The sequence below is a fragment of the Kitasatospora sp. NPDC057904 genome, from assembly GCF_042887925.1.
Classification (GTDB): Bacteria; Actinomycetota; Actinomycetes; order Streptomycetales; family Streptomycetaceae; genus Kitasatospora.
Window position 1 is genome coordinate 558,981 of the sequence record NZ_JBHVOL010000004.1, and the last position, 21,787, is coordinate 580,767.

A 21,787-nucleotide genomic window follows, 5' to 3' on the forward strand; every position below is an offset into this window, starting at 1 on the left:
AGCCGGGAGCCGGGAGCGGGCAGCCGGTCTCAGCCGAGCGAGAGGGCGTCGAGGTACACCCAGGCGCCCTCGTGCCGGACGAACCGGCTGTTCTCGCTGAGCACTCCCTCCTCGTCGCCCTCCGTCCAGTACGCGCGGAACGCGACGGTGCCCTCGGAGTGGAACGCGCCGCCCTCGGTGGTGGCGCCGACCTCCAGCCGGGTCCAGCGCAGCGCCGGGTCGAAGTCCACCGAGTCCGGCCGGGTGTCCGGGTGCCAGCTGCGCAGCAGGTACGCCTCGTCCTGCACGACGAACGCGCTGAAGCGGGAGCGCATCAGCGCCTCGGCCGTGCGGGCCTCCGCCACACCGCGGTGCATCCGGCCGCAGCAGTCGCCGTAGGAGGCGGACAGGCCGCACGGGCACGGGGAGGAGGGCAGCAGCCGGGGCGCGGGGGCGGCGGCTCGGGGAGCGGGGCGACGTCGGGACATGCGGTCCATTGTCCCCCGTGCGCTCCGCTCCCCGCGCGCCGCCCCCGCGCCCCTCGGGCGGCCGTTACGCGTTGCGCTTGAACGAATAGTTGAACTCGCCGGTGTCGAAGTGGCGGTAGAGCCGCAGCCAGAACGGCATCATCATCTCGGTCGCGCGGGCGCCGCTGATGTCCCCGAGGTCGATGATCCACTCCGCCGGCCAGCCGAACTCGCCGAGCAGCGCGACCGCCTCGGCCTTGGCCGCGTCGTCGTTCCCGGAGACGAACAGGTTGTGCTCGCCCGGCAGGACGGCCGGGTCGACCATCACGGCGACGTTCATCGTGTTGAGCGCCTTGACCACCCGGGCCGCCGGGAACTCCCGCTGGATCTGCTCGCCGACACTGTCCGTGTTCACCGGGTCGAGGGTGAGCTCGCCCTCGGGGGAGAACACCAGCGGGTTCGACACGTCGATCAGCAGCTTGCCCGCCAGCCGCTCGGCCCCCGCCGCCCGCAGCGCCGACAGCGCGACCGTGCCGCCGGTGGCGTTGAACACCACCTCGCCGAAGTCCGCCGCGTCGGCGAAGGTGCCGCAGTGGCCGTGCGGGCCCGCCGCGGCGGACCAGGCCAGCCCCTTCTCGTTGTCCTTGGTCCGCGAGCCCAGGGTGACCTCGTGGCCGAGCGACACCAGCTTGCTCGCCAGCGTCTGCCCGACCACGCCCGTGCCGATGATTCCGATGCGCACAGCTACTCCGCATCTCCCGTGAAACGCGCCCTCGTGGAGCGTTGCCGGCGACGACGATAGTTGACCCGGGCTCAGTCCCGAAGGACCGTCCGGCGAACGGGTCCCGGTTGCGGGCCGGCCTGCGGCAGTCAGCGTCCCCGCTCGACCACGAATCCCGGCAGCGCGAGGAGGAACTCCCGTGCCTCGTCCGCCTCTTGCTCCCCGCAGGCGTCGGTCGCGCCGAGCACCCCGTCGATCTCCCGTTCCGCCGCCGCGACCAGCCCGGCCGCCGCCTGCCGCGCGCTCTCCACGCACTCGTACGCCGCGAGCCGGTCGAGCAGCCACCGCACGTCCTCGGCGGCCTCCGGGCCGCGCTGGGACCTCGTACGGCTCAAGTACCGCTCGGCTCTGGTGCGTTCGGCGGGGGAGCAGCGCTCCAGGAGGTGGATCAGCATCAGCGTCCGCTTGCCCTCCCAGAGGTCCCCGGCGATCTCCTTGCCGTACTCCTCCTGCGTCCCGGCGAGGTTCAGCACGTCGTCCTGGATCTGGTAGGCCGCGCCCAGGTACCAGCCGAACCGGTCCAGCCGGCCGGAGTCCGCCGAGGGGCCCTCGGCGACCAGCAGGCCCGTGCGGCACGGGTAGAGGAAGGTGTACCAGGACGTCTTCTTGAGGCACAGCCGGTAGTAGTCGCCGGGGACGAGGGCGCACGCGTTGTCGCGGATCCAGGCGATCTCCAGGGCCTGGCCCTCCAGCGACTGGCGGCACATGAGCTCGGTCTCCTCGAACAGCCGCCAGGCCAGCTCGCCCCCCAGCCCCCGCCGGTTGGCCATCAGCCGCTGGAGGCCGAGCAGGTGGGTGGCGTTGCCGACGTTGAGCGCGACCTCGACGCCGTACGCGGCCGGGAGGGTGGGTTCGCCGCGCCGCAGCTCGCTGCCGTCCTGGATGTCGTCGTGGATCAGGAAGGCGTTGTGGAACAGCTCGACGGTGACGGCCGGGTTGAGCGCGCGGCCCGGGTCGCCGCCGAAGGCCGCGCAGGTGGCGAGGCACAGCGCCGCGCGCAGGCCCTTGCCGGGGCGGGCCGGGTAGTCGGCGGCCAGGTCGTAGAGGTAGGGCGGACTCTGCTCGGGGATGTGCCGCAGCAGCGCGGCCACCGTGCGCTCCCGGTAGCGGGCCAGCACCCGTTCGACCAGTTCGGCGCCGCCCGTGAGCCGGGGCGGTGTCACTCCCCGGGCCGCTCGTCGGGCTCCCCGGCGGCGGCGGTGCGCTGCGGTCCGAAGGCGGTGCTCAGGCCCTGGTTGGCGAGGGCCGGCGCGAGGCGGCTGAGGTTGAGCAGCAGGTCGACGATGTCGTGGGCGTTCTCGGCGATCCTGCGCGTGTGCTCGGCGGCGTCGCCGGCCGTGTTGCCCAGCACCCGGGCGCTGACGGCGTCGATCAGTTCGTGGGTGTTGTCCGAGACCCGGCGCACCAGCCGCCCGAACTCCTCCTGGTCGACGCGGTGTTCGTCGACGAGGCGCTCGCCTGCCGCCTTGGCGTCGGCCAGACCGGCCGCCAACTCGCGCTCCAGGACGGCGGCGGCTTCCGAGACCGCCCGCTCGCCCTGCTCGCCCGCCCCGCTGAACCGACCGGCATCGGGCATGGCCGACCTCCTGGCTCGTGCCCCGGCCAGCCCGGGGTGCACCGTCGCAATGCTTGCCGATGGTACACGCCCGTGCGCGGAGCGTGTCCGGAGTTCGCGGCCCCATTCGGCGCCCGGGGCTCGGCGAGTCGCCCGGTACCCTCCGTTCGTCACTGATAGTAGTTGCGTGGTTTCGCTGCGAAGGAGCTGGCGACGGCACGAAGGAGCGGTCAATGGGTGGCAGACAGCGTCCGCCGAAGGCGCGGACCCCGCGGCAGAAGGTGGACACCCGCGTGGAGATCGCCCGCCTGGAGGGCTTCCTGGCCTGGGAGGCGGAGGTCGCCGCGGCCGAGCGGGACGCCCGGGCCTTCGCCGGCCAGTTCGCCTGGCTGCCGGCCGCCGAGCGCGAGAGCCTGGAGCGGGCCTACGCCGCCGACCGGCTGCGCTACGCCGAGGAGGTCGTGGACCGTGCCGTCGACCGCTGCCGCCGCCTCGCCGCCCGCTACCGCAGCGAGTGCCGGCGGATCTGCGCCCGGTGGGCCGCCCTCTGCCTGTCCGTGACGCTGGCGGCCGCGCTGTTCGCCGCCGTGCCCGCGATCCTGCGGGGCTGATGCTGCGACAGGGCGCCGCGACAGGACGCCGCGACGCCGAGGGCCCGCCGCAGACGCTGCGGCGGGCCCTCGGCGTGTGCGGGGATCAGTGGTGGCCGTGGCCGCTGCTGATCTCCTGGTGCTCCTCGACGGTCGGCTTGGCGATCCGGCTGCCCTCGCCGTAGAAGCCGCGCGACAGCTTCGCCCGCGCGCGGGTGAACAGCCCGGCCCTGCGGGCCACGCCGTTCTCGTCCACCTCGGGCTCCAGCTCGACCGGCTCCGGCTGGTCGTGCGAGGTGAGGGTGTACATCCGGCCTTGCGGCAGCGGCGCGTGCACCTCGATGAACTCGCCGTGCTGGAGCCGCTGGATGACGCCGGTCTCGCGGCCGTGCAGCACCTTCTCCTTGTCGCGGCGCTGGAGGCCCATGCACCACCGCTTGGTGATCACGAAGACGACCACCGGCAGCGCGAAGAAGCAGATCCGCACCGCGTAGGTGATCGCGTTGATCGACAGGTGGAAGTGGGTCGCGAGCAGGTCGTTGCCGCCGCCGGCCAGCAGGATCAGGTACAGGCTGATCCAGGCCGCGCCGAAGGCCGTGCGCACCGGAGCGTTGCGCGGCCGGTCGGCGATGTGGTGCTCGCCGCGGTCCCCGGTGACCCACGCCTCCAGGAACGGGTAGCACCAGATGACCAGCAGGACGGTCGGGAAGACCATCAGCGGGACGAACACCCCGAGGTTCAGGGTGTGGCCGCCCCAGACGCTGATCTCCCAGCCCGGCATGACGCGGATCAGGCCCTCGGAGAAGCCCATGTACCAGTCCGGCTGGGCGTCGGTGGACACCTGGTCGGGGCGGTAGGGCCCGTAGGCCCAGATCGGGTTGACCGTCGCGATCGCCGACATGAGCGCGATGATGCCGAACACCAGGAAGAAGAACCCGCCCGCCTTGGCGGTGTAGACCGGCAGCAGCGGCATGCCGACGACGTTGTCGTTGGTGCGGCCGGGCCCCGCGAAGTGGGTGTGCTTGTGGTAGAAGACCAGGATCAGGTGCGCCGCGAGCAGGCCCACCATGATCCCGGGGATCAGCAGGATGTGGACGGTGAACAGCCGCGGGATGATGTCGTGTCCGGGGAACTCCCCGCCGAACATGAAGAACTGCAGGTACGTGCCGACGATCGGCACCGCCAGGACGGCGCCCTCCATGAAGCGGATGCCGGTGCCGGAGAGCAGGTCGTCCGGCAGCGAGTAGCCCATGAAGCCGTCGAACATGCCGAGGAAGAGCAGCAGCGCGCCGAAGACCCAGTTGACCTCGCGAGGCTTGCGGAACGCCCCGGTGAAGAAGACGCGCATCATGTGCGTCAGCATCGCGGCGATGAAGACGATGGCCGCCCAGTGGTGGATCTGGCGCATCAGCAGGCCGCCGCGGACCTCGAAGCTGATGTTGACCGTGGAGGCGTAGGCCTCCGACATCTGGATGCCCTTGAGCGGGACGTACGAGCCGTTGTAGACGACCTCGCCCATGCTCGGGTTGAAGAACAGCGTCAGCCAGACGCCGGTCAGGATGATGATGACGAACGTGTAGAGCGCGATCTCGCCCAGCATGAAGGACCAGTGGTCCGGGAAGATCTTGCGCAGGTTGGCCTTCGCCAGGGAGTAGATGCCGAGGCGGCCGTCGGCCCAGTCGGCGAGGGCCTCGGCCTTGTTCGCGGGCTGGTCACGCGTACTGGTGGTCACCGGTCCCGGCTGCGACTGCTGGTCGGTTCTCACGACGGGCTCCCCGGCGTCCTCGGCGTGCCGTGCTGGAGGCCCGTCGGCGAGAACGCCGGCCGGCGGAGTGATGTGATCATGGGACCTCTCGATACGGGACCGCCGGGCGGATCCGGCCCGCGGTGCTGGTGACCGCTGGTCCCGTTGCTCAGGGTGATGGATCGCTTACTCTGTCATGCTGTCGGCAGGGGGCCGACTGTGCACGTCCATCGGCCCGTCCGGCCGCTCGTGTCGGGCCGGACGGGGGTCCCGGGGCCCGCGATCGGCCGTCCGGGACGCGGCCGGTGCTGCGCTCGGGTGCCGCCGAACCGTTTCGGCGCGCGCCGCGGCCCGGGGTCGCGGGAACCCGGGCCTACGCTGCGCCAATGGTGGATCACCGTGAACTCCTCGCTGACGTGACCGCGACCCTCTCCCGCGCCGGACTCGACGCCGCCGGCCCGTCCCCGCTGCGGATCGGCCCCGGTCCGGAGGGGGTGGTGGTCGGCTGGCCGCCGGGCGGCGATTCGCCCGAAGGGGTGCGCGCCGCCGTCCTCGGAGCGGCGGCGGTCGTCCTGCGGGAGGCCGGCCACGAGGTCGCGGAGGCGGACGGCGGCGACCTGCACGTGGCGCCCGTCCCGGATCCCGTCGGAGTCCCGGCCGAGCCGGAGACCGTTCCCGAGCAGTGGTGGGGCTGAGTCCTAGCGCTGGTGCGCCGGGAAGGCGGCGCGCCGGAGGCCGGGTCGAATGCTGAGACGGAAGGTGGGTTTCATACCTAACCCTTACCTTGGTGGCGGGTTCAGTGGCTCCCTGCACCTCTAAGGTTTGCCTAAGCTAAGCCGAGGCGCCCTGGACCGAACCAGTCCGGGGCGTTCGGCTGTGCCGTCCCCCGTCACCGCGGTGGGACTCCGAGGACAGGTACGACCCGGGGTGACCGGGGGAGGAGCCCGCTGCATGTGGGATGAAGCGTTTCCCAGCTTTTTGATCGGGCTGCGGGAGGGCCTTGAGGCCGGCCTGATCGTGTCGATCCTGGTGGCCACCCTCGTCCGGTTCGACCGCAAGGGGCGCCTGCCCCAGGTGTGGACCGGCGTCGCGGCGGCCGTCGCCGTCAGCCTCAGCTTCGGCGCGGTGCTCACCTTCACCGCCGCGAACCTGTCCGGCCACGCCCAGGAGGCGTTCGGCGGGATCCTGAGCCTGATCGCGGTCGGCTTCGTCACGGCCATGGTCTTCTGGATGCGCCGCTCCGCGCGCAGCCTGTCGGCCGAGATCCGCTCGAAGGTCGAGGCCTCGCTGGCGCTGGGCGCCGGCGCGCTGGTGCTCACCAGCTTCCTCGCCGTCGCCCGCGAGGGCCTGGAGACCTCCCTCTTCCTGTGGACCAACGTCCGCACCGCGGGTGAGTCCACCGGCCCGCTGATCGGCGCCGCGGTCGGCCTGGTGCTCGCCGCGGGCCTGTGCTGGGGCCTGTACCGGCGCGCGCTCAAGATGAACCTCACCCGGTTCTTCACCATCACCGGCGCCGGCCTGATCGTCATCGCGGCGGGCGTGCTCGGCTACGGCCTGCGCGACCTCCAGGAGTCCGGGCTGGTCGGCGGCTCCACGTCGTACGCGTTCGACCTCAGCGGGCACCTGGACGCGCAGTCCTGGTACGCCACGCTCGTGCAGGGCACGCTCAACCTCACCGTCACCATGACGGTCCTCCAGGTCGTCGCCTACGTCGCCTACCTGTGCATCGTCATGACGCTGTTCCTGCAGGGCCTGCGCGCCGGCCAGGCCGCGCCCGCCGCCGAGCAGACGGCGGAGAAGACGGCCGAGCAGGCGGCCGAGCAGACGGAGGAGAAGGCCACCGGGACGGCTGCCGGGACCCCCGCGCCCGCCGCCTCCGGCCGGCCGCGGTGGGTGCTCCCGGCCGCGCTGGTCGCCGTCCCGGCCGTCGTCGCCGGAGCCGTCATCGCCGTCAGCGACGGCAAGAAGGACAGCGCCGCCACCGTCGCCGTCTCCGAGCAGGAGTGCGGCAAGGGCTTCACCGCCCCGCTGCCCGGCCAGCAGGTCTTCCAGATGCGCAACACCGGCGACAAGGTCTCCGAGGTGTACCTGGTCAACCCGGCCAGCGGCGCCGTCTACGGCGAGGTCGAGGGCCTCGCGCCCGGCACCACCCGCGCCCTGACCGCCACCATCGGCACCGGCGACTACGCCTGGCGCTGCGTGCCCACCGGCGGCAAGTCCGTCACCTCGGCCTCCGTGCACGTCACCGGCGGCAGCGAGGTCAAGGCCGTCAAGCCGGTCGGCGACGGCGACCTCAACGCCCCGCTCGACGCCTACAAGGACTACGTCAACAAGGGCCTCGCGACCCTCATGACGCAGTCCCAGAAGCTCCAGGCCGACATCCACGGCGGCGACCTCGCGACCGCCCGGGCGGACTGGCTCACCGCGCACCTCCAGTACGCCTCGCTCGGCGCCGCCTACGGCACCTTCGCCGACCTCGACGGCAAGATCGACGGCCGGGCCGACGGGCTCCCCGACAAGACCGCGGACCCGGGCTTCACCGGCTTCCTGCGCCTGGAGTACGGCCTGTGGCACGGCCAGTCCGCCGCGGACCTCACGCCCGTCGCCGACGGCCTCGCCCGCGACGTCGCCACCCTCGTGCACGACTTCCCCACCCAGGACTTCGACCCGGCCGACCTGCCGCTGCGCGCCCACGAGATCCTGGAGAACACCCTCCAGTTCGAGCTCACCGGCGACACCGACATGGGCAGCGGCACCAGCCTCGCCACCACCCAGGCCAACCTGGCCGGCACCCAGGAGCTGCTGACGCTCCTCCAGCCGCTGCTCGACGAGCGCGACCCGCAGGTCCTCGTCCGGGTCAACACCGGGATGAAGCGCGTCGGCGACCTCGTCGCGGCCGCCCGCACCGCCGACGGCTGGACCCCGCTGGACAAGCTGCCCGCCGACGCCCGCCGCCGGCTCAACGGCGCCACCGGCCAGCTGCTCGAAGACCTGTCCCCCATCCCCGCCCTGCTCGAGATCCGGAAGGCCGCCTGATGACCGACCACACCGCAGCCACCGGCTCCTGCCCGTTCCCGCACGGGGCTTCCGCCGCTGCCGCCGCGCAGCAGGCCGCCGCCGAGGCCGCCGGCCAGGGCGGCTGCCCGGCCGGCCCGGCCCGCCGCAGCTTCGTGCGGGCGGCGCTCGGCGCGGGTGCGGGGGCGGCCGTCCTGGCGGGCACCGGTGCGGCGTTCACGCTCTCCGCCGAGCCGGCCGCCGCGGGCGACGGCCACCAGGCCTCCAACGGCGTCGTGCCCTTCCACGGCGCGCACCAGGCCGGCGTCACCACCCCGGCGCCCGGCTACGCCGCCTTCGTCTCCTGCCAGGTGATCGCCCAGGACCGCAAGGCCCTGGAGGACCTGTTCAGGACCCTGACCGAGCGGATCCGCTTCCTCACCGCCGGCGGCACCCCGCCGGACCTCGGCGTCGGCGCGCCGCCCTCCGACAGCGGCCTCCTCGGCCCGGTCGTGGCCACCGACAACCTGACCGTGACGGTCGGCGTCGGCGCCTCGCTCTTCGACGACCGCTACGGCCTCGCCAAGGCCAAGCCCGTCAAGCTCGCGCCGATGAAGACCTTCCCCAACGACAACCTGCAGGCCGCCGAGCTCCACGGCGACCTCTCGCTGCAGATCTGCGCCGACCGCCAGGACACCGTCCTGCACGCCCTGCGCGACATCACCCGGCACACCCGCGGCGCGATGCAGATCCTCTGGCGGATCGACGGCTTCCAGAACCAGTCCCGCCCCGACGGAGCCCAGCGCAACCTGCTCGGCTTCAAGGACGGCATCGTCAACCCGGACACCGCCTCCGCCCGCGAGATGGACCGGCTGGTGTGGGTCACCGACGGCATGGGCGAGCCCGCGTGGGCGACCGGCGGCAGCTACCAGGTCATCCGGATCATCCGGATGCTGATCGAGTTCTGGGACCGCGTCACCCTCACCGAGCAGGAGAAGATGTTCGGCCGCCGCCGCGACACCGGCGCCCCGCTCGACGGCCACCAGGAGAACGACGCCCCGGACTACGCCAAGGACCCGGACGGCAAGGCGATCCCGCTCAACGCGCACATCCGCCTCGCCAACCCGCGCACCGCGGACACCGACACCTCGCGCATCCTGCGCCGCGGCTTCAACTACGACCGCGGCATCGACAAGGCCGGCAACCTCGACATGGGCCTCGTCTTCTGCTGCTACCAGCAGGACGTGGTGCGGCAGTTCGAGGCCACCCAGACCCGCCTCGTCGGCGAGCCGCTGGTGGACTACATCTCGCCGACCGGCGGCGGGTACTTCTTCGTCCTGCCGGGCGTGAAGGACGACGCCGACTGGCTCGGCCGGGGGCTGTTCGCCTCCGCTTGACACCCCGCGCGCGCCACGGCCCCCGGAACTCTGGAGGAGTTCCGGGGGCCGTTCGCGCGTCCGCGGCCCGTCAGTCGCCGAGGGTGAAGCCGATGACGGCGCCGCCGCCGTCCCGGTTGACGGCGAACGCGGTGCCGCCGTGCGAGGTGGCGACCTCGTGGACGATGGCCAGGCCGAGCCCCGAACCGGGCAGGCTGCGCGCGGCGGTGGCCCGGTAGAAGCGGTCGAAGACGCGCTCCAGGTCGGCCGGGTCGATGCCGGGACCGCGGTCGCGCACCTCGACCCTGGGACCGCTCACGACGACGTCGATCGGGGCGGCCCCGGCCGGGTCGAACTTGGCCGCGTTGTCGAGCAGGTTGCCCACCGCGCGGGCCAGCGCGTCCGGGCGGGCGGTGACCACGGTGGCGTCGGCGTCCACGGCGATTTCGCGGCCGGTGCGCCGGCGGGCCTGGGCGGCGGCCTCGCGGACCACGTCCGCCAGCACCACGTCGACCGGGTCCTCGTCCGCCTTCTGCTCGGCGGCCAGCGCCACCAGCTCGTCCACCAGCAGGGTCAGCTCCTTGGCCTCCTCGGCCAGGTCGTCCAGCAGCGCGGTGCGCTCGGCGGGCGGCAGGCGGTCCAGGCTGGGGAGCACCGAGAGGTTGGTGCGCAGGCTGGTGAGCGGCGTGCGCAGCTCGTGCCCGGCGTCCTGGACCAGCCGGCGCTGGTTCTCCTTGGCGGTGGCGAGCCGGCCGAGCATCCGGTCGAAGGCCCGGCCGAGCCGGCCGACCTCGTCGCTCCCGGCGGCCGGCACCGGGACGTCCAGCCGGCCGCTGTCGGCGACCAGTTCGGCGACGTCGGTCAGCCGCACCAGGCGTCCGGTGATCCGGCGGGCGAGCAGCCAGCCGGCCGCACCCGCGAGCAGGGCGACGGCGGCCACCACGGCCGCCATCTGACCCCGCAGGGCGTACAGCAGGTCCTCGACGTCGCCGGTCTCCTGCACGACCTGGACGGCACCCCGGCCGCCGCCGAGCGAGACGACGCCGACCCGGTAGGTCGCGTCGCCGACGTGCCGCACGCCGATCACCGTCCGGGCGGGGGCGGTGGCCCGGGCGAGGTCGCCGTCGTCCGGCGCGCCCGGGAGGACGACGTGGGAGCTGCCCGGGAGGACGGCGCCGTTGGCGTCGAGCGCCTGCGCGGTGACCCGGATCGGGCGCAGCAGCTGCTCGCTCAGACCGGTCGGCCCGTTGAAGTCGCCGGGGTACAGCGTCTGCCGGGTGACCTGGTTGCCCACCGACTGGAGCGCGGTGGTGAAGTCGGCCTTCTCGTCGTCGCGGATCAGCGCGGCGGCGGCGTGGTAGCCGAGGGCGCCGATCAGCACCGCCACCAGGACGGCCAGCGCGGCGAACGCCAGCGACATGGTGGTGCGCAGGCCCGGGCGCGGCCGGAGCCGGCGCGGGTCGAAGCGGCGCGGGCGGGTCACGAGGCGCGCAGCGTGTAGCCGACGCCGCGGACGGTGTGGATCAGCGGTGCCAGGCCGGGGCGGTCGAGCTTGCGGCGCAGGTAGCCGATGAACACCGCGAGGTTCTTGGAGCCGGGGCCGAAGTCGTAGCCCCAGATCCGCTCGTAGACGGTGGCCTGGTCGAGCACCGAGCCGGCGTGCCGGGTGAGCAGCTCCAGCAGGTCGAACTCGGTCCTGGACAGCTCCAGCTCCTCGCCCGCGCGCCAGGCCCGCCGGGCGCCCGGTTCGACCCGCAGGTCGGCGACGGCCAGGACGTCCTCGACGGGCTGCTCCGGGGGGTTGCGGCGCAGCAGGGCGCGCAGGCGGGCGAACAGCTCGCCGACGTCGAAGGGCTTGACCAGGTAGTCGTCCGCGCCGGCGTCGAGCCCGGCGATCCGGTCCTGGACCTCGACCCGGGCGGTGAGCATCAGCACGGGCGTGCGGTCGCCCGCGGCGCGCAGCCGGCGGCAGACCTCCAGGCCGTCCGGGGCGGGCATCATCACGTCGAGGACCAGGACGTCCGGGCGCTGCTCGTCGAGGGCGGCCAGCGTCCGGGCGCCGTCCGCGGCGGTGCGCACGCGGTAGCCCTCCAGCTGCAGGGCGCGGGTGAGGGAGTCGCGGATGGCGCGGTCGTCCTCGGCGATCAGCACGGTGTGGGTCATGCGTGGGATTCTCCCTGGCGTGTGCACGGCGGTTCCAGGCGGGGGGCGGGGCCGGCCGGCGGGCTCACCCGTCGGCGTAGCGGTCGGCGAGGGCGCGGGCGGTGGCGGCGAGGCGGGCGCGGAGTTCGGGCGGGGCGAGGACCTCTATGTCGGTGCCGAGCGCGAGGAAGGCCGCGTGGGCGTGATCGAGCGACTCGATCGGCAGCACGGCCCGCGTCCGGCCGTCCGGCTCGGGGACGCCGGTGGCCTCGGCGGCGCGCGCGGCGGCGGTGCTCAGGCGGGCGGTGGCGCCGGGGGCGAGCAGGACGAGGGCCTCGCCGCGGTGCAGGCGGGCGTGGAAGTCGGCCTCGTGGCGGCGCCAGTGGGACGCCAGGGAGAAGTCGTCGGGGATGGTGAACTCCTCGTCGGTCTCGGTGAGTTCGAGGATCTGGTCGACCCGGTAGGTGCGCGGCCCCGGCCCGGCGACGACGTACCAGCGGCCGGCCTTGAGGACGAGGCCGTACGGTTCCAGCCGGCGGTCGACGTCCGTCGGCGCCTTCCAGCGGCGGTAGCGCACCCGCAGCACCCGGCCGCGCCACACGGCGTCGGCGACCTGCGCCAGGAACGGCACCTCGTCGTCCTCCGCGTACCAGCCGGGCGCCTCCAGGTGGAAGCGGGTGCGCAGCCGGTCGGCGTCCGCGCGCAGCCCGGGCGGCAGCGCGGCGCGCAGCTTGAGCTGGGCGGCGGCGAGGGCGGGGCCGAGCCCGAGGGCGGCGGCCGGGCCGGGCAGCCCGGCGAGGAACAGCGCCTCGGCCTCGCCCGCGTTGAGCCCGGTGAGACGGGTGCGGTAGCCGGCCAGCACCTCGTACCCGCCGCCGTGCCCGGCGTCCGCGTACAGCGGCACGCCGGCGGCCTGCAGCGCCTCGACGTCCCGGTAGACGGTGCGCACCGAGACCTCCAGCTCCTCGGCCAGCCGCTGGGCGGTCATCCGGCCGTTGGTCTGGAGGAGGAGCAGGATCGACAGCATGCGGGCGGACTTCACGGGGACCCCTCGGACTTCACTGACACACGATGTCAGGGAACCCGGCTTAGCGTCCAGGCATGGGACTTGAGAACAACACCGGACGAACCGACTTCGACTTCCTCGTGGGCGAATGGGACGTGGCCAACCGCCGCCGCGCCGACTTCCTCGACCCGCGCAGCCCGTGGGAGGAGTTCCCGGGCGTGACGCGGGGCTCGCGGCACTTCGGCGGCAACGCGAACGTCGACGAGATCGACTTCCCGACCGAGGGCTTCTCCGGGCTCACCCTGCGGCTGTACGACCCGGCGCGCGAGGTGTGGTCGCTGTACTGGTCCAGCACCCGCACGGGCACGCTGTTCCCGCCGGTCGCCGGGCGGTGGGCGGACGGGCGCGGCGAGTTCTTCGGGGACGACGAGTACGACGGCACGCCGGTGCGGGCGCGGTTCGTGTGGTCGGGCGTGACGGCGGACTCGGCGCGCTGGGAGCAGGCCTTCTCCACGGACGGCGGCGCGACCTGGGTGACGAACTGGACCATGGAGTTCACCCGGCGCGCGTAGGTCCGGCCGCCCTCGCGCCCCCACCCTTCGTGGGCGTACGGTGGCCACACGGTGGCGCGTCCGGCGCGCCCCGGACGTTCCCTGCACGGCACGTCCTGCCGGAGGCCGCTATGGCAGACCGGATGGCCTTCTTCACCACCCCGCGCGCGGAGCGGGCGCGGCGGGACGCGCACGAGCGGGTGGGGGACTGGCGCGAGGTGTACCGGCCCGGGGCGCTGCTCCCGGTCGTCGGCGGGCAGGCGGGCCGGTGCATGGACTGCGGCCTCCCGTTCTGCCACGACGCGTGCCCGCTCGGGAACATCGTGCCCGAGTGGAACCGGCTGGTGGCCGACGGCGACTGGCGGGCGGCGGCCTCCCGGCTGCTCGCCACCAACAACTTCCCCGAGTTCACCGGCCGGCTCTGCCCGGCGCCCTGCGAGAGCGCGTGCGTGCTCGCGATCGACGGCGCCGCCGTGACCATCAAGAACGTCGAGCTGGCGATCGCCGACCGCGCGTGGGAGAGCGGCTGGGACCGGCCCCGCCCGCCGGACGTACCGAGCGGGCGGCGGGTGGCCGTGGTCGGCTCGGGCCCGGCCGGGCTGGCGGCGGCCCAGCAGCTCACCCGCGCCGGGCACGCCACGACGGTGTACGAGCGGGCCGACCGCCCCGGCGGGCTGCTGCGCTACGGCATCCCGCCGTTCCGGCTGGAGAAGCACCGGCTCGACCGGCGGCTCGACCAGATGCGGGAAGAAGGCACCGGCTTCCGCTGCGGCGTGCGCGTCGGCCGGGACGTCGCGGCGGGGGAGCTGCGGGCCGGGTGCGACGCGCTGGTGGTCGCGGTGGGCGCCACGGCCTGCCGCGAACTTCCGCTGCCGGGCCGCGACCTGCCCGGCGTGCACCAGGCGATCGCCTACCTGACCTGGGCGAACCGGGTGGACGAGGGCGACCGCCCGGACTCGCCGCTGTCCGCCGAGGGCCGGCACGTCGTGATCGTCGGCGGCGGGGACACCGCCGCGGACTGCCTCGGCACGGCGCTGCGCCAGGGCGCCGCGTCCGTCACCCAGCTCGACATCAACCCGCGCCCGCCGGAGCGCCGGGCGGCGGGGCAGCCGTGGCCGGTGCACCCGAAGGTCTACCGGGAGACGACCTCGCACGAGGAGGCGGGCGCGGCGGCGGCCGGGCCACGGGTGTTCGCGGCGGTGGCCGTCGGCTTCGAGGCGGGCCCGGACGGGCGGCTCGCGGCCGTGCGCTTCGCCGAGGCGCAGCCGCCGGACCGCGGGCCGCGGCCGGGCACCGAGCGGAGCCTGCCGGCCGGGCTGGCGCTGCTCGCGCTGGGCTTCGCCGGGCCCGAACCGGACCAGGAGCTGATCCCCCAACTCGGGCTCGCCACCGGCCCGGACGGCGCGCTGACCCGGGACGACGGCTTCGCGACGGGCGCGGACGGCGTGTTCGTCGCGGGCGACGCGGGGCGCGGGCAGTCGCTGATCGTGTGGGCGGTCGCCGAGGGGCGGGCGGCGGCCGCGGCGGTGGACCGCTACCTGCGGGGCGTCACCGAGCTCCCGGCTCCGATCCGGGCGTCGGCGCGGGCGTTGACGCTGTGAGGGGGCAGTGGACCTGCCCCCTCACCCGGGCCGTCAGCTCAGGCCGAGGACCGACAGGGCGGTGGTCCAGTCGGTGACGATCGCCTGCTGGGCGGGGACGAGGTCCACCTGGTGGTTGCAGACGGCCCGGTAGAGCTTGTACTCGACGCTGTCCTTGTCCGTCGAGGTCGACCCGTTGCTGCCGGTGGCGTAGTGCGGCTGCGGCCACAGGTTGTTCGGGTCGGTCGGGTGGCCGCCGAGGGAGAGGGGGATGAAGTGGTCCTCCTCGTAGTCGGACGTGTTGGTGTCGCTGTAGCCGTACGCCGCGATCTGCTGGATCTTCAGCTTGGTGGTGTAGCTGGACGGCGGGCGGATGGACGTGCTGTAGCCCGGCACGCAGATGGTGTCGTCGATGGTGGCCTGGGTGACGTCCGGGTTGGTGGCGCCGGGGGTGCAGGCCGGGTCGGGCAGCGGGAGGTAGGCCTGCGAGCAGGTCTGGTCGAGCGGCGCTGCGGCGCGGTGCTGGGTGGGGGCGGCGGCGTGCGCGGTGCCGCCGGCGGCGAGCGCGCCGACGGTGAGGACGACGGCGGCCACGGCGGGGGCGAGGCGCTGGGAACGAAGCATGTGGGGAGCTTCCTGTGGCGGCCCGGCTTCCTTCGCCGGGCGGTGTGTCCATGCCACCACCATGGGATCTATGCGGGTAGACCGTGAATGGTGAACTGTTGACAAAGTGTCAGTCAACAGAGTCGTGGAAACTATTCGCTTGACGTGAACAGAACGGGCCTGCTGCGCGGTTGATCGCGCGGCAGGCCCGGTGGGGTGGCGGTGGCGGTCCGTCAGAACCGGTACCTGTGGACGAACACGTCGGGGAGCTTGTTGGAGTCGTCCGGCACGAGGGTGCCGTCCTCCGACGTGAACAGCACCGTGGTGCCGAACGCGTCGACGAACGGGGCGCTCGACCCGCCGGTGCTCTGCGAGCCGTCGGTGGCCACGCTGACCCGCTCGGTGCGGTTGCTCCACAGGTCGAACCGGAAGACGTCGGAGGCGTTGTTGGTGTCCCCGGGCACGAGGTCGTCGGCCGTCGAGCTGAAGTAGACCCAGCGGTCGTCCGCCGTCATCCGGCCCTCCCACGCGTCGGAGCGGACCGTGGTGCCCGGGAGGGCGACGGTGACGGAGCGCTCGGTGCCCTGCTCCAGGTCGCGGACGAACACCTCGAAGTGACGGTCCCACGGGCCGGTGCCGTGGAAGACGGGGGCGGAGAAGACCGCGAACCGGCCGTCGGGGCTGAGGCTCGGGTTCTCCACGCCGCGCGAGCCGCCCTTGCCGTCCGGGCTGGCGAGGCGGGTCTCCTCGTCGTCGAGGTCGCGGACGTAGAACGGGTAGCTGCGGGGCTTGAGGATCCTGGGGCTGCTGCTGCTGCTGCCGGTGCCGCTGCCGGTGCTGGTGCTGCTGCTGCCGGGCGCGAGGTCGTCGGCGGTGGTCCGGTCGCCGAAGGCGTCCTCGTGGAGGGCGCCGGGCTTGTCCTGGGCGATGAGGTTGGTCGCCTTGGAGATGAAGCCGACGGTGCGGCCGTCCGCGCTGATCACCGGCGAGGCGGAGGAGCCGTTGGCCGCGGTGCCGTCCGCACCGATGCTTACCAGGCGGGTCTTCCCGGTCCGACGGTCGGTGACGTAGATGGTGCCGCCGTGCGGGGTGACGCCGGCGGGGGCGAGGTCGGTGCGGTCGGACTGGAAGGCGACGTACCGGCCGTCCCAGCTGATCGACGGGGTGCCGGCGGAGTGGCCGGTCTGGGGCTTCGCCGGATCGGTGGCGGCGACCGGCTCGGTCCTCCCGGTCAGGCGGTCGTGGACGTAGACGTCCGGAGTGGCGCGGCCGGCGCCGGAGCCGAGGTTCGTCGCGGAGGACGTGAACGCCACGAAGCGGCCGTTGCCGCTGATGGTGGCCTCGTAGGAGTCGAGGTCGGCGTCGGCCCCGGCGGTGCTGACGTCCTCCCGTTCGACCTTGCCCGTCCACAGGTCGCGGACGAAGACCTTGGTCCGGCCGTTGCCGCTGCCGGGCAGGAGGTTGGAGGCGCTGGAGGTGAAGACGGCGAAGCGGCCGTCCGCGCTCAGGCCCTGCGCGTTCGAGGCGCCGTCGGGCTGCGAGCCCGGGGTGCCGACCGTCACCCGCTTGGTGGCGCCGGTGGGCGCGTCGGCGTGCGCGGGCGCGGCCGCCGCGCAGGCCAGCGCCGCCGCGGCCAGTGTGCAGGCGGCGCGCAGGACGTGGCGCGTCGGGCGTGCTCGGTTCATCGTGGTACCTCCCCTGGGATCGGCGGGCCGCGCTCGACTCCCCAGCGGCCGGCCCGGAGTGAGCCAAGCGCCTGATGGGGAAGGGGTCAACGGTTGTGCGGCCGGGGCGGCGTATTCACGTCAATCGTTCTCGCACTGCCTGCCGAGTACTGCCTGCCGAGGCTGCCTGCCGAGTGTCGGCGACCGGACGCGGCGTCTCCGCCCCGGCGCGGCCCGGTGGCGTCACCGCGCCGCCTCTTCGGCCTGCGCGGCCGCGCGGACGGCCCGGACGTGCGGGTCGGTGCGGCGGTCGTAGCGCCACAGGGCGGGCAGGGCGGCGGAGAGGGCGGCGGCGCTGGTCAGGCAGAGGAGCCCGCCGGTGCGCAGTGCCGCGCGGATGCCCTGCCGGGCGGCGAGTCCGCCGGCGCGCAGGTCGCCGAGGGCCGGTCCCGCGGAGCCGATGAGCATCTCCAGCCCGGCCGTGCGGCCCCGGAGTTCGTCCGGAATGGACTGGTTCCAGATGGCGCTGCGGAAGGTGTCGCCGGTCCAGTTCGCGGCGCCCGCGACGACGAGGCACGCGAGGACGGCCCACAGGTGCGGCACGGCTGCGGCGCCGGCCATCGCGAGTCCCACCGCCGCGGCGGAGAGGAGCACGAAGCGGCCGTGCCGGTGCACGCGGTTCGTCCAGCCGCTGGTGGTGGCGGCGACCAGGCTGCCCGCCGCCGAGGCGGCGTAGAGCAGGCCGAGGGCCCATACGGCGTCCAACTCCCGTGCGAGGAAGGGGAAGAGTGCGGTGGGAAGGGCGAAGACGGTGGCCGCGAGGTCGGCCAGGTAGGTGCCCAGCAGATCGGGCCTGCGGGCCGCGTACCGGGCGCCCTCGGTGAACTCGCGCCACTGCGGGGCCTCGGCGTCCCGCTCGGACGGCACCGGGCGGACGGCGGCGAGCAGCGCGATCGAGACCAGGAAGGTGGCGACGTCGACCAGGTACGCCACCGGGACGCCCGCCGTCGCGATCACCAGGCCGGCGGCGGCCGGGCCGGCCAGTCCGGCGACGCTCCAGCGCAGTGACAGCAGCGCACCGGCCGCGACCAGCTGATCGTGCGGGACGAGGCGCGGGATCATCGCCTCCAGCGAGGGCTGCTGGAGCCCCTGGAGCGCCGCCGCGAGCCCGGCCGCCGCGTACAGCGGCCACAGCGCGGGCGTGCCGAGCAGCGCGTTGGCGAGGAGGAGCGCGCTGAGGACGGCGAGTGCGATCTCGGTGACGAGGGCGACGGTGCGGCGGTCGGCGCGGTCCGCGAGCACGCCGCCGTACAGGCCGAACACGATCGTCGGCACGAGTTCGACCGCGCCGACCGCGCCGACGGCGAGCGGCGAGCCGGTGAGGTCGGCGATCTGGAGCGGGATCGCCGTCATGGTGAAGACCGAGCCGAGCAGGGTGACCGTGCCGGAGGTCCAGGTCAGGCGGAAGTCCCGGGAGGAGCGCCAGGGCGCCGTGTCGAGCCAGGGCGGGGTGGGCATGGGTGTGGTCCTCGATGCTGTCCTTATCACTGATAAATTCCGGCGCCGACCTTATCGGCGATAAAGTTGGTGGGCAAGCGAATAAGGCGGGCGAACGACGCGGAACGGGTTCGGAGGGCGGTCGGCATGGCGCTGCAACGTGACGAGGTGGTGCGCACCGCGCTGCGACTGCTCGACGAGGTCGGCATCGACGGGCTCACCACCCGCCGCCTGGCGCGCGAACTCGGCGTCCAGTCACCGGCGTTGTACTGGCACTTCAAGAACAAGCGGGAACTGCTCGACCTCATGGCCGAGGCCATGCTCGCCGAGGCCCTGCCGCCCGACCGCACCCCCGACCCGCAGCACTGGCCGGACTGGATCGCCGCCGACGCCCGCGCGAAGCGCCGTGCGCTGCTCGCCTATCGCGACGGTGCGCGCGTGCACGCCGGCACCCTGCCCAGCGAGGATGAACTCCCGGCAGTCGAGGCCCAGGTGAGCGCCCTCTGCCGGGCCGGGCTGCGGCCGCGCACGGCCCTGCGGCTGCTGCTCGCCGTCGACCGGTACATCATGGGCTGGGTCACCGAGGAGCAGGCCTGGCGGCAGGACGCCGAGGACCGCGACACGCCGCTCTACGACGACGACGCCCTGCGCGACCTGCCGCTGCTGCGCGAGGCCGCCGACGTGCTGCGGATGGCCGACCACGACGCCGACTTCGAGTACGGGCTGCGGGTCATGGTCGAGGGGTTCCGTGCGGAGATCGCACGGGAGGCCGGGGAGGCCGGGGAGGCCGGGGAGGCCGGGGAGGTCGAGGAGTTCGGGGAGTCCGGGGAGTCCGGGGAGGCCGGGGAGTCCGCTTGAGGAGAGGGGGCGGATTCCGGGTGCCGGGAGATCCACTAGCGTGAGCGCCATGCGAACCCTCGATGCCTGCAGCACCGCGCTCGTCCTCGTCGATCTGATGGACCGGATCGTCGCCAACCCGCTCGCCCCGCGCCCCGGCACGGAGGTCCTCGCGGCCTCGCTGGAGCTGGCCGGGCTCTTCCGCGAGGCCGGTGCCCCCGTCGTCGCCGTGCGCGTCGAGCGGCCGAACGTCGCCGAGCAGCCGCCGGGCAGCGACCTGGTCGCGGAGGTCGCGGCGGTGGCCGACGAGGTCGTGGTCAAGCGCACGATCGGCGCTTTCCACGCGACCGGGCTGGACGAGTTGCTGCGGGCGCGGGGCGTCAGGACCGTCGTGCTGGCCGGCATCGCGACCAACCTCGGCGTCGAGTCGACGGCCCGCGCGGCCGTCGACCTCGGCTACGAGGTCGTGTTCGTCGAGGACGCGATGACCGCGCTCACGGAGGAGGAGCACCGCGCGCCGGTGGCGCACTCCTTCCCGCGGCTCGGGGCGGTCGCCGGGAAGGCCGAGCTGACGTTCGGCTGAGGATCCCTCAGGCGCGCTTGAGGGCTTCGCGGAGCCGGCCGTCGCAGTCCGCGAGCAGACGGGCGGCGGTCGGCGCGTCGACGTCCGCGAGCAGGACGAGGACCGCGTCCTTGGCCCGGCCGTCGGTCGCCGCCAGGGCGCGGCGCACGTCCGCGTCGGCGGCGCCGGTGGCCTCGGTGACGATCCGGCGGGCGCGGTCACGTAGCTTGGCGTTGGTGGCGCGGACGTCGACCATCAGATTTCCGTACGTACGGCCCAGGCGGACCATGACGGCCGTCGAGACGAGGTTGAGCACGAGCTTCTGCGCCGTGCCCGCCTTGAGCCTGGTCGAGCCGGCCAGGACCTCCGGGCCGGTGACCACCTCGATCGGCAGCTCGGCGGCCGCGACGAGCGCCGAGCCGAGGTTGCCCGCCAGCCCGGCGGTGAGCGCACCGGCGGCGCGGGCGCACCGGACGGCGGCCACCGCGTAGGGCGTCCGGCCGGAGGCGGAGACGCCGATCACGGTGTCGTCCGGGGTGAGTGCCAGGGCGGCCAGGTCCGCCGCGGCGAGGTCGGCGCGGTCCTCGGCGCCCTCGGCCGCCGACGTGACTGCCGCCGGACCGCCGGCGATCAGCCCGACGACCCGGCCGGGGTCGGTGCCGAAGGTCGGCGGACACTCGGCGGCGTCCAGCACCCCGAGCCGCCCGGCCGTCCCGGCGCCCGCGTAGATCAGGCGCCCGCCCCGCCGCATCCGCTCGGCGGCCCCGTCCACGACGGCGGCGATGCGCTCCAGCTGCCCGGCGACGGCCACGGGGACGGTCCGGTCCTCGGCGTTCATGAGGTGCAGGAGGTCGAGCGTCGGGAGCCCGTCGATCTCCGCCCAGTCGGGGCGGACGGTCTCGGTGGTCGTCTCGGTGGTCGCTTCGGCCGTTGCTTCGGTGGTCGTTTCGGCGGTCGTTTCGGCGATCGGGAGTGCGGGCTGGTTCATGCCGCTCAGCCTCCCCGGGGGTGACGGCCGCCAACCCGGGCAGACGCCGATGGCCGAGCGGCCGGTGTACGGGTGTGCGATGGCGGCGCCCACACCGAGGTGGGGCGCCGCCATCGGGACGCCGGGGCGGCTCAGCCCGCCGGAGCGTTCCGGCTGGGCCCGGGGGTGGCTGCGGAGCCTCGCCGTTGCGGTGATCGACAGCTCCGATCCGGGGCAGTCGCCTGGCGTCCGGTCACCGCGGGGCGCTCTGCAGGGCGCCGTGGAGGAAGAGGTCGACGAGCTCGGCGGTGGTGAGCGGGTCGGGGGCGCCGGGGCGGCCGGAGGACATGATCATCAACTGGAAGGCGTCGGCGAGGCGTTCCGGGCTGAGCCGCAGCGCGTCGCGGTCGGGCTCGAACAGGGCGGCGAGGGCGGCGCGCGGCCGGGCCAGTCCGGCTTCGCGGTCGGGCAGCTTGCCGTCCGGGCCGGGCCCGGGCCGCTCCAGCCGGCCGCCCGCCATGAGGGCTCCGGCCACGGCTCCGATGCGGGTCAGGTGTCCGCGCACGACGTCGGCGGCCTCGGCCAGCCGGTCGGCGAGGGGCTGGTCCAGGGGGATCGCGGCGAGGTGGGTGATCGTGTCGTCGGGGTTGAGGACCTCGGCCATGCACGCGGCGAGGAGGGCGTCCTTGTCGTCGAAGACGCGGAAGATCGTGCCTTCGCCGATGCCGGCGGCCCGGGCGATCTTGGCCGTCGTCACGGACGCGCCGTACTCGACGACGAGGGGGAGCGCGGCGGCGACGATCATCGCGCGCCGCTGCTCCGGGTCCATCGCGGGTGCCCGGCGTCGGGCGGGCTGGGTGCCAGGTGTCTCGGTCATGGCTCCATAATGCGG

21 protein-coding genes are annotated in these 21,787 nt (G+C 74.1%); 8 read left to right on the forward strand and 13 right to left on the reverse strand.

Annotation, left to right across the window (positions count from 1 at the left end):
• Positions 1–29: 29 nt before the first annotated feature.
• From ACFVSN_RS14180 to ACFVSN_RS14195, 4 genes are all read right to left on the reverse strand, one after another.
• A complete protein-coding gene (locus ACFVSN_RS14180; protein WP_380500547.1) occupies positions 30–467 on the reverse strand; it encodes a YchJ family protein in 438 nt (145 codons plus the stop codon).
• A gap of 64 nt (positions 468–531) precedes the next feature.
• Positions 532–1,188, reverse strand: a complete 657-nt coding sequence (locus ACFVSN_RS14185; protein WP_387955228.1) for an NADPH-dependent F420 reductase — start codon at positions 1,186–1,188, stop codon at positions 532–534.
• Between the two features lie 128 nt (positions 1,189–1,316).
• The gene (locus tag ACFVSN_RS14190; protein ID WP_380436355.1) at positions 1,317–2,390 is read right to left on the reverse strand and encodes a polyprenyl synthetase family protein; all 1,074 of its coding nucleotides are present in this window, start codon (positions 2,388–2,390) and stop codon (positions 1,317–1,319) included.
• Positions 2,387–2,803, reverse strand: coding sequence for a hypothetical protein (locus ACFVSN_RS14195; protein WP_387955229.1), 417 nt, complete (start codon positions 2,801–2,803; stop codon positions 2,387–2,389). Before ACFVSN_RS14195 ends, ACFVSN_RS14190 begins: the two co-directional genes overlap by 4 nt.
• A 212-nt stretch (positions 2,804–3,015) precedes the next feature.
• On the opposite strand from ACFVSN_RS14195, the gene ACFVSN_RS14200 reads away from it, so the two are divergent.
• A complete protein-coding gene (locus ACFVSN_RS14200; RefSeq protein WP_380436359.1) occupies positions 3,016–3,393 on the forward strand; it encodes a hypothetical protein in 378 nt (125 codons plus the stop codon).
• 85 nt (positions 3,394–3,478) lie between these two features.
• Here the strand turns inward: ACFVSN_RS14200 and ACFVSN_RS14205 are convergent, their stop codons facing one another.
• Complete coding sequence (locus tag ACFVSN_RS14205) at positions 3,479–5,104, reverse strand: cytochrome bc complex cytochrome b subunit (protein WP_380436456.1); 1,626 nt, start codon at positions 5,102–5,104, stop codon at positions 3,479–3,481.
• Between the two features lie 398 nt (positions 5,105–5,502).
• On the opposite strand from ACFVSN_RS14205, the gene ACFVSN_RS14210 reads away from it, so the two are divergent.
• The 3 genes from ACFVSN_RS14210 (at position 5,503) to efeB (ending at position 9,507) form a co-directional block, all read left to right on the forward strand.
• Complete coding sequence (locus tag ACFVSN_RS14210) at positions 5,503–5,811, forward strand: hypothetical protein (protein ID WP_380436361.1); 309 nt, start codon at positions 5,503–5,505, stop codon at positions 5,809–5,811.
• 256 nt (positions 5,812–6,067) lie between these two features.
• On the forward strand, positions 6,068–8,152 hold the full coding sequence (gene efeU, locus ACFVSN_RS14215; RefSeq protein ID WP_380436363.1) for an iron uptake transporter permease EfeU: 2,085 nt from the start codon (positions 6,068–6,070) through the stop codon (positions 8,150–8,152).
• Positions 8,152–9,507, forward strand: coding sequence for an iron uptake transporter deferrochelatase/peroxidase subunit (gene efeB / locus ACFVSN_RS14220; protein WP_387955231.1), 1,356 nt, complete (start codon positions 8,152–8,154; stop codon positions 9,505–9,507). The genes efeU and efeB overlap by 1 nt, the downstream gene beginning before the upstream one ends.
• Positions 9,508–9,577: 70 nt before the next feature.
• On the opposite strand, the gene ACFVSN_RS14225 is transcribed toward efeB, so the two are convergent.
• The 3 genes from ACFVSN_RS14225 to ACFVSN_RS14235 form a co-directional block, all read right to left on the reverse strand.
• The gene (locus ACFVSN_RS14225) at positions 9,578–10,969 is read right to left on the reverse strand and encodes an ATP-binding protein (RefSeq protein ID WP_380436367.1); all 1,392 of its coding nucleotides are present in this window, start codon (positions 10,967–10,969) and stop codon (positions 9,578–9,580) included.
• Positions 10,966–11,649: a response regulator transcription factor gene (locus ACFVSN_RS14230; RefSeq protein WP_359971215.1), complete on the reverse strand. Its 684-nt coding sequence runs from the start codon at positions 11,647–11,649 to the stop codon at positions 10,966–10,968. Before ACFVSN_RS14230 ends, ACFVSN_RS14225 begins: the two co-directional genes overlap by 4 nt.
• A gap of 64 nt (positions 11,650–11,713) precedes the next feature.
• Positions 11,714–12,670, reverse strand: a complete 957-nt coding sequence (locus ACFVSN_RS14235) for a helix-turn-helix transcriptional regulator (protein WP_387955233.1) — start codon at positions 12,668–12,670, stop codon at positions 11,714–11,716.
• 59 nt (positions 12,671–12,729) lie between these two features.
• Here ACFVSN_RS14235 and ACFVSN_RS14240 point away from each other — a divergent pair, with 59 nt between their 5' ends.
• Together ACFVSN_RS14240 and ACFVSN_RS14245 are read left to right on the forward strand one after the other, a co-directional pair.
• Complete coding sequence (locus ACFVSN_RS14240) at positions 12,730–13,206, forward strand: hypothetical protein (RefSeq protein ID WP_387591958.1); 477 nt, start codon at positions 12,730–12,732, stop codon at positions 13,204–13,206.
• A 110-nt stretch (positions 13,207–13,316) separates the two neighbouring features.
• Positions 13,317–14,786, forward strand: coding sequence for a glutamate synthase subunit beta (locus ACFVSN_RS14245; protein WP_380436370.1), 1,470 nt, complete (start codon positions 13,317–13,319; stop codon positions 14,784–14,786).
• A gap of 33 nt (positions 14,787–14,819) precedes the next feature.
• Here the strand turns inward: ACFVSN_RS14245 and ACFVSN_RS14250 are convergent, their stop codons facing one another.
• The 3 genes from ACFVSN_RS14250 to ACFVSN_RS14260 all read right to left on the reverse strand — a co-directional run bounded on the left by ACFVSN_RS14250 (position 14,820) and on the right by ACFVSN_RS14260 (position 18,550).
• Positions 14,820–15,389 (reverse strand): hypothetical protein, encoded by a 570-nt coding sequence (locus ACFVSN_RS14250; RefSeq protein WP_380436372.1) that lies wholly within the window; start codon positions 15,387–15,389, stop codon positions 14,820–14,822.
• A gap of 212 nt (positions 15,390–15,601) precedes the next feature.
• The gene (locus ACFVSN_RS14255) at positions 15,602–17,053 is read right to left on the reverse strand and encodes a TolB family protein (protein ID WP_387955235.1); all 1,452 of its coding nucleotides are present in this window, start codon (positions 17,051–17,053) and stop codon (positions 15,602–15,604) included.
• 222 nt (positions 17,054–17,275) lie between these two features.
• Entirely contained in the window at positions 17,276–18,550 is a 1,275-nt protein-coding gene (locus tag ACFVSN_RS14260) for an MFS transporter (RefSeq protein ID WP_380436376.1), read from the reverse strand.
• A gap of 126 nt (positions 18,551–18,676) precedes the next feature.
• On the opposite strand from ACFVSN_RS14260, the gene ACFVSN_RS14265 reads away from it, so the two are divergent.
• Complete coding sequence (locus tag ACFVSN_RS14265; RefSeq protein WP_387955237.1) at positions 18,677–19,387, forward strand: TetR/AcrR family transcriptional regulator C-terminal domain-containing protein; 711 nt, start codon at positions 18,677–18,679, stop codon at positions 19,385–19,387.
• 49 nt (positions 19,388–19,436) lie between these two features.
• On the forward strand, positions 19,437–19,949 hold the full coding sequence (locus tag ACFVSN_RS14270; protein ID WP_387955238.1) for an isochorismatase family protein: 513 nt from the start codon (positions 19,437–19,439) through the stop codon (positions 19,947–19,949).
• Between the two features lie 7 nt (positions 19,950–19,956).
• Here ACFVSN_RS14270 and murQ read toward each other — a convergent pair whose 3' ends face one another.
• Both murQ and ACFVSN_RS14280 read right to left on the reverse strand, forming a co-directional pair.
• The gene (murQ, locus tag ACFVSN_RS14275) at positions 19,957–20,916 is read right to left on the reverse strand and encodes an N-acetylmuramic acid 6-phosphate etherase (RefSeq protein WP_387955240.1); all 960 of its coding nucleotides are present in this window, start codon (positions 20,914–20,916) and stop codon (positions 19,957–19,959) included.
• Between the two features lie 232 nt (positions 20,917–21,148).
• Entirely contained in the window at positions 21,149–21,772 is a 624-nt protein-coding gene (locus tag ACFVSN_RS14280; RefSeq protein ID WP_387955242.1) for a TetR/AcrR family transcriptional regulator, read from the reverse strand.
• Positions 21,773–21,787: the final 15 nt, after the last annotated feature.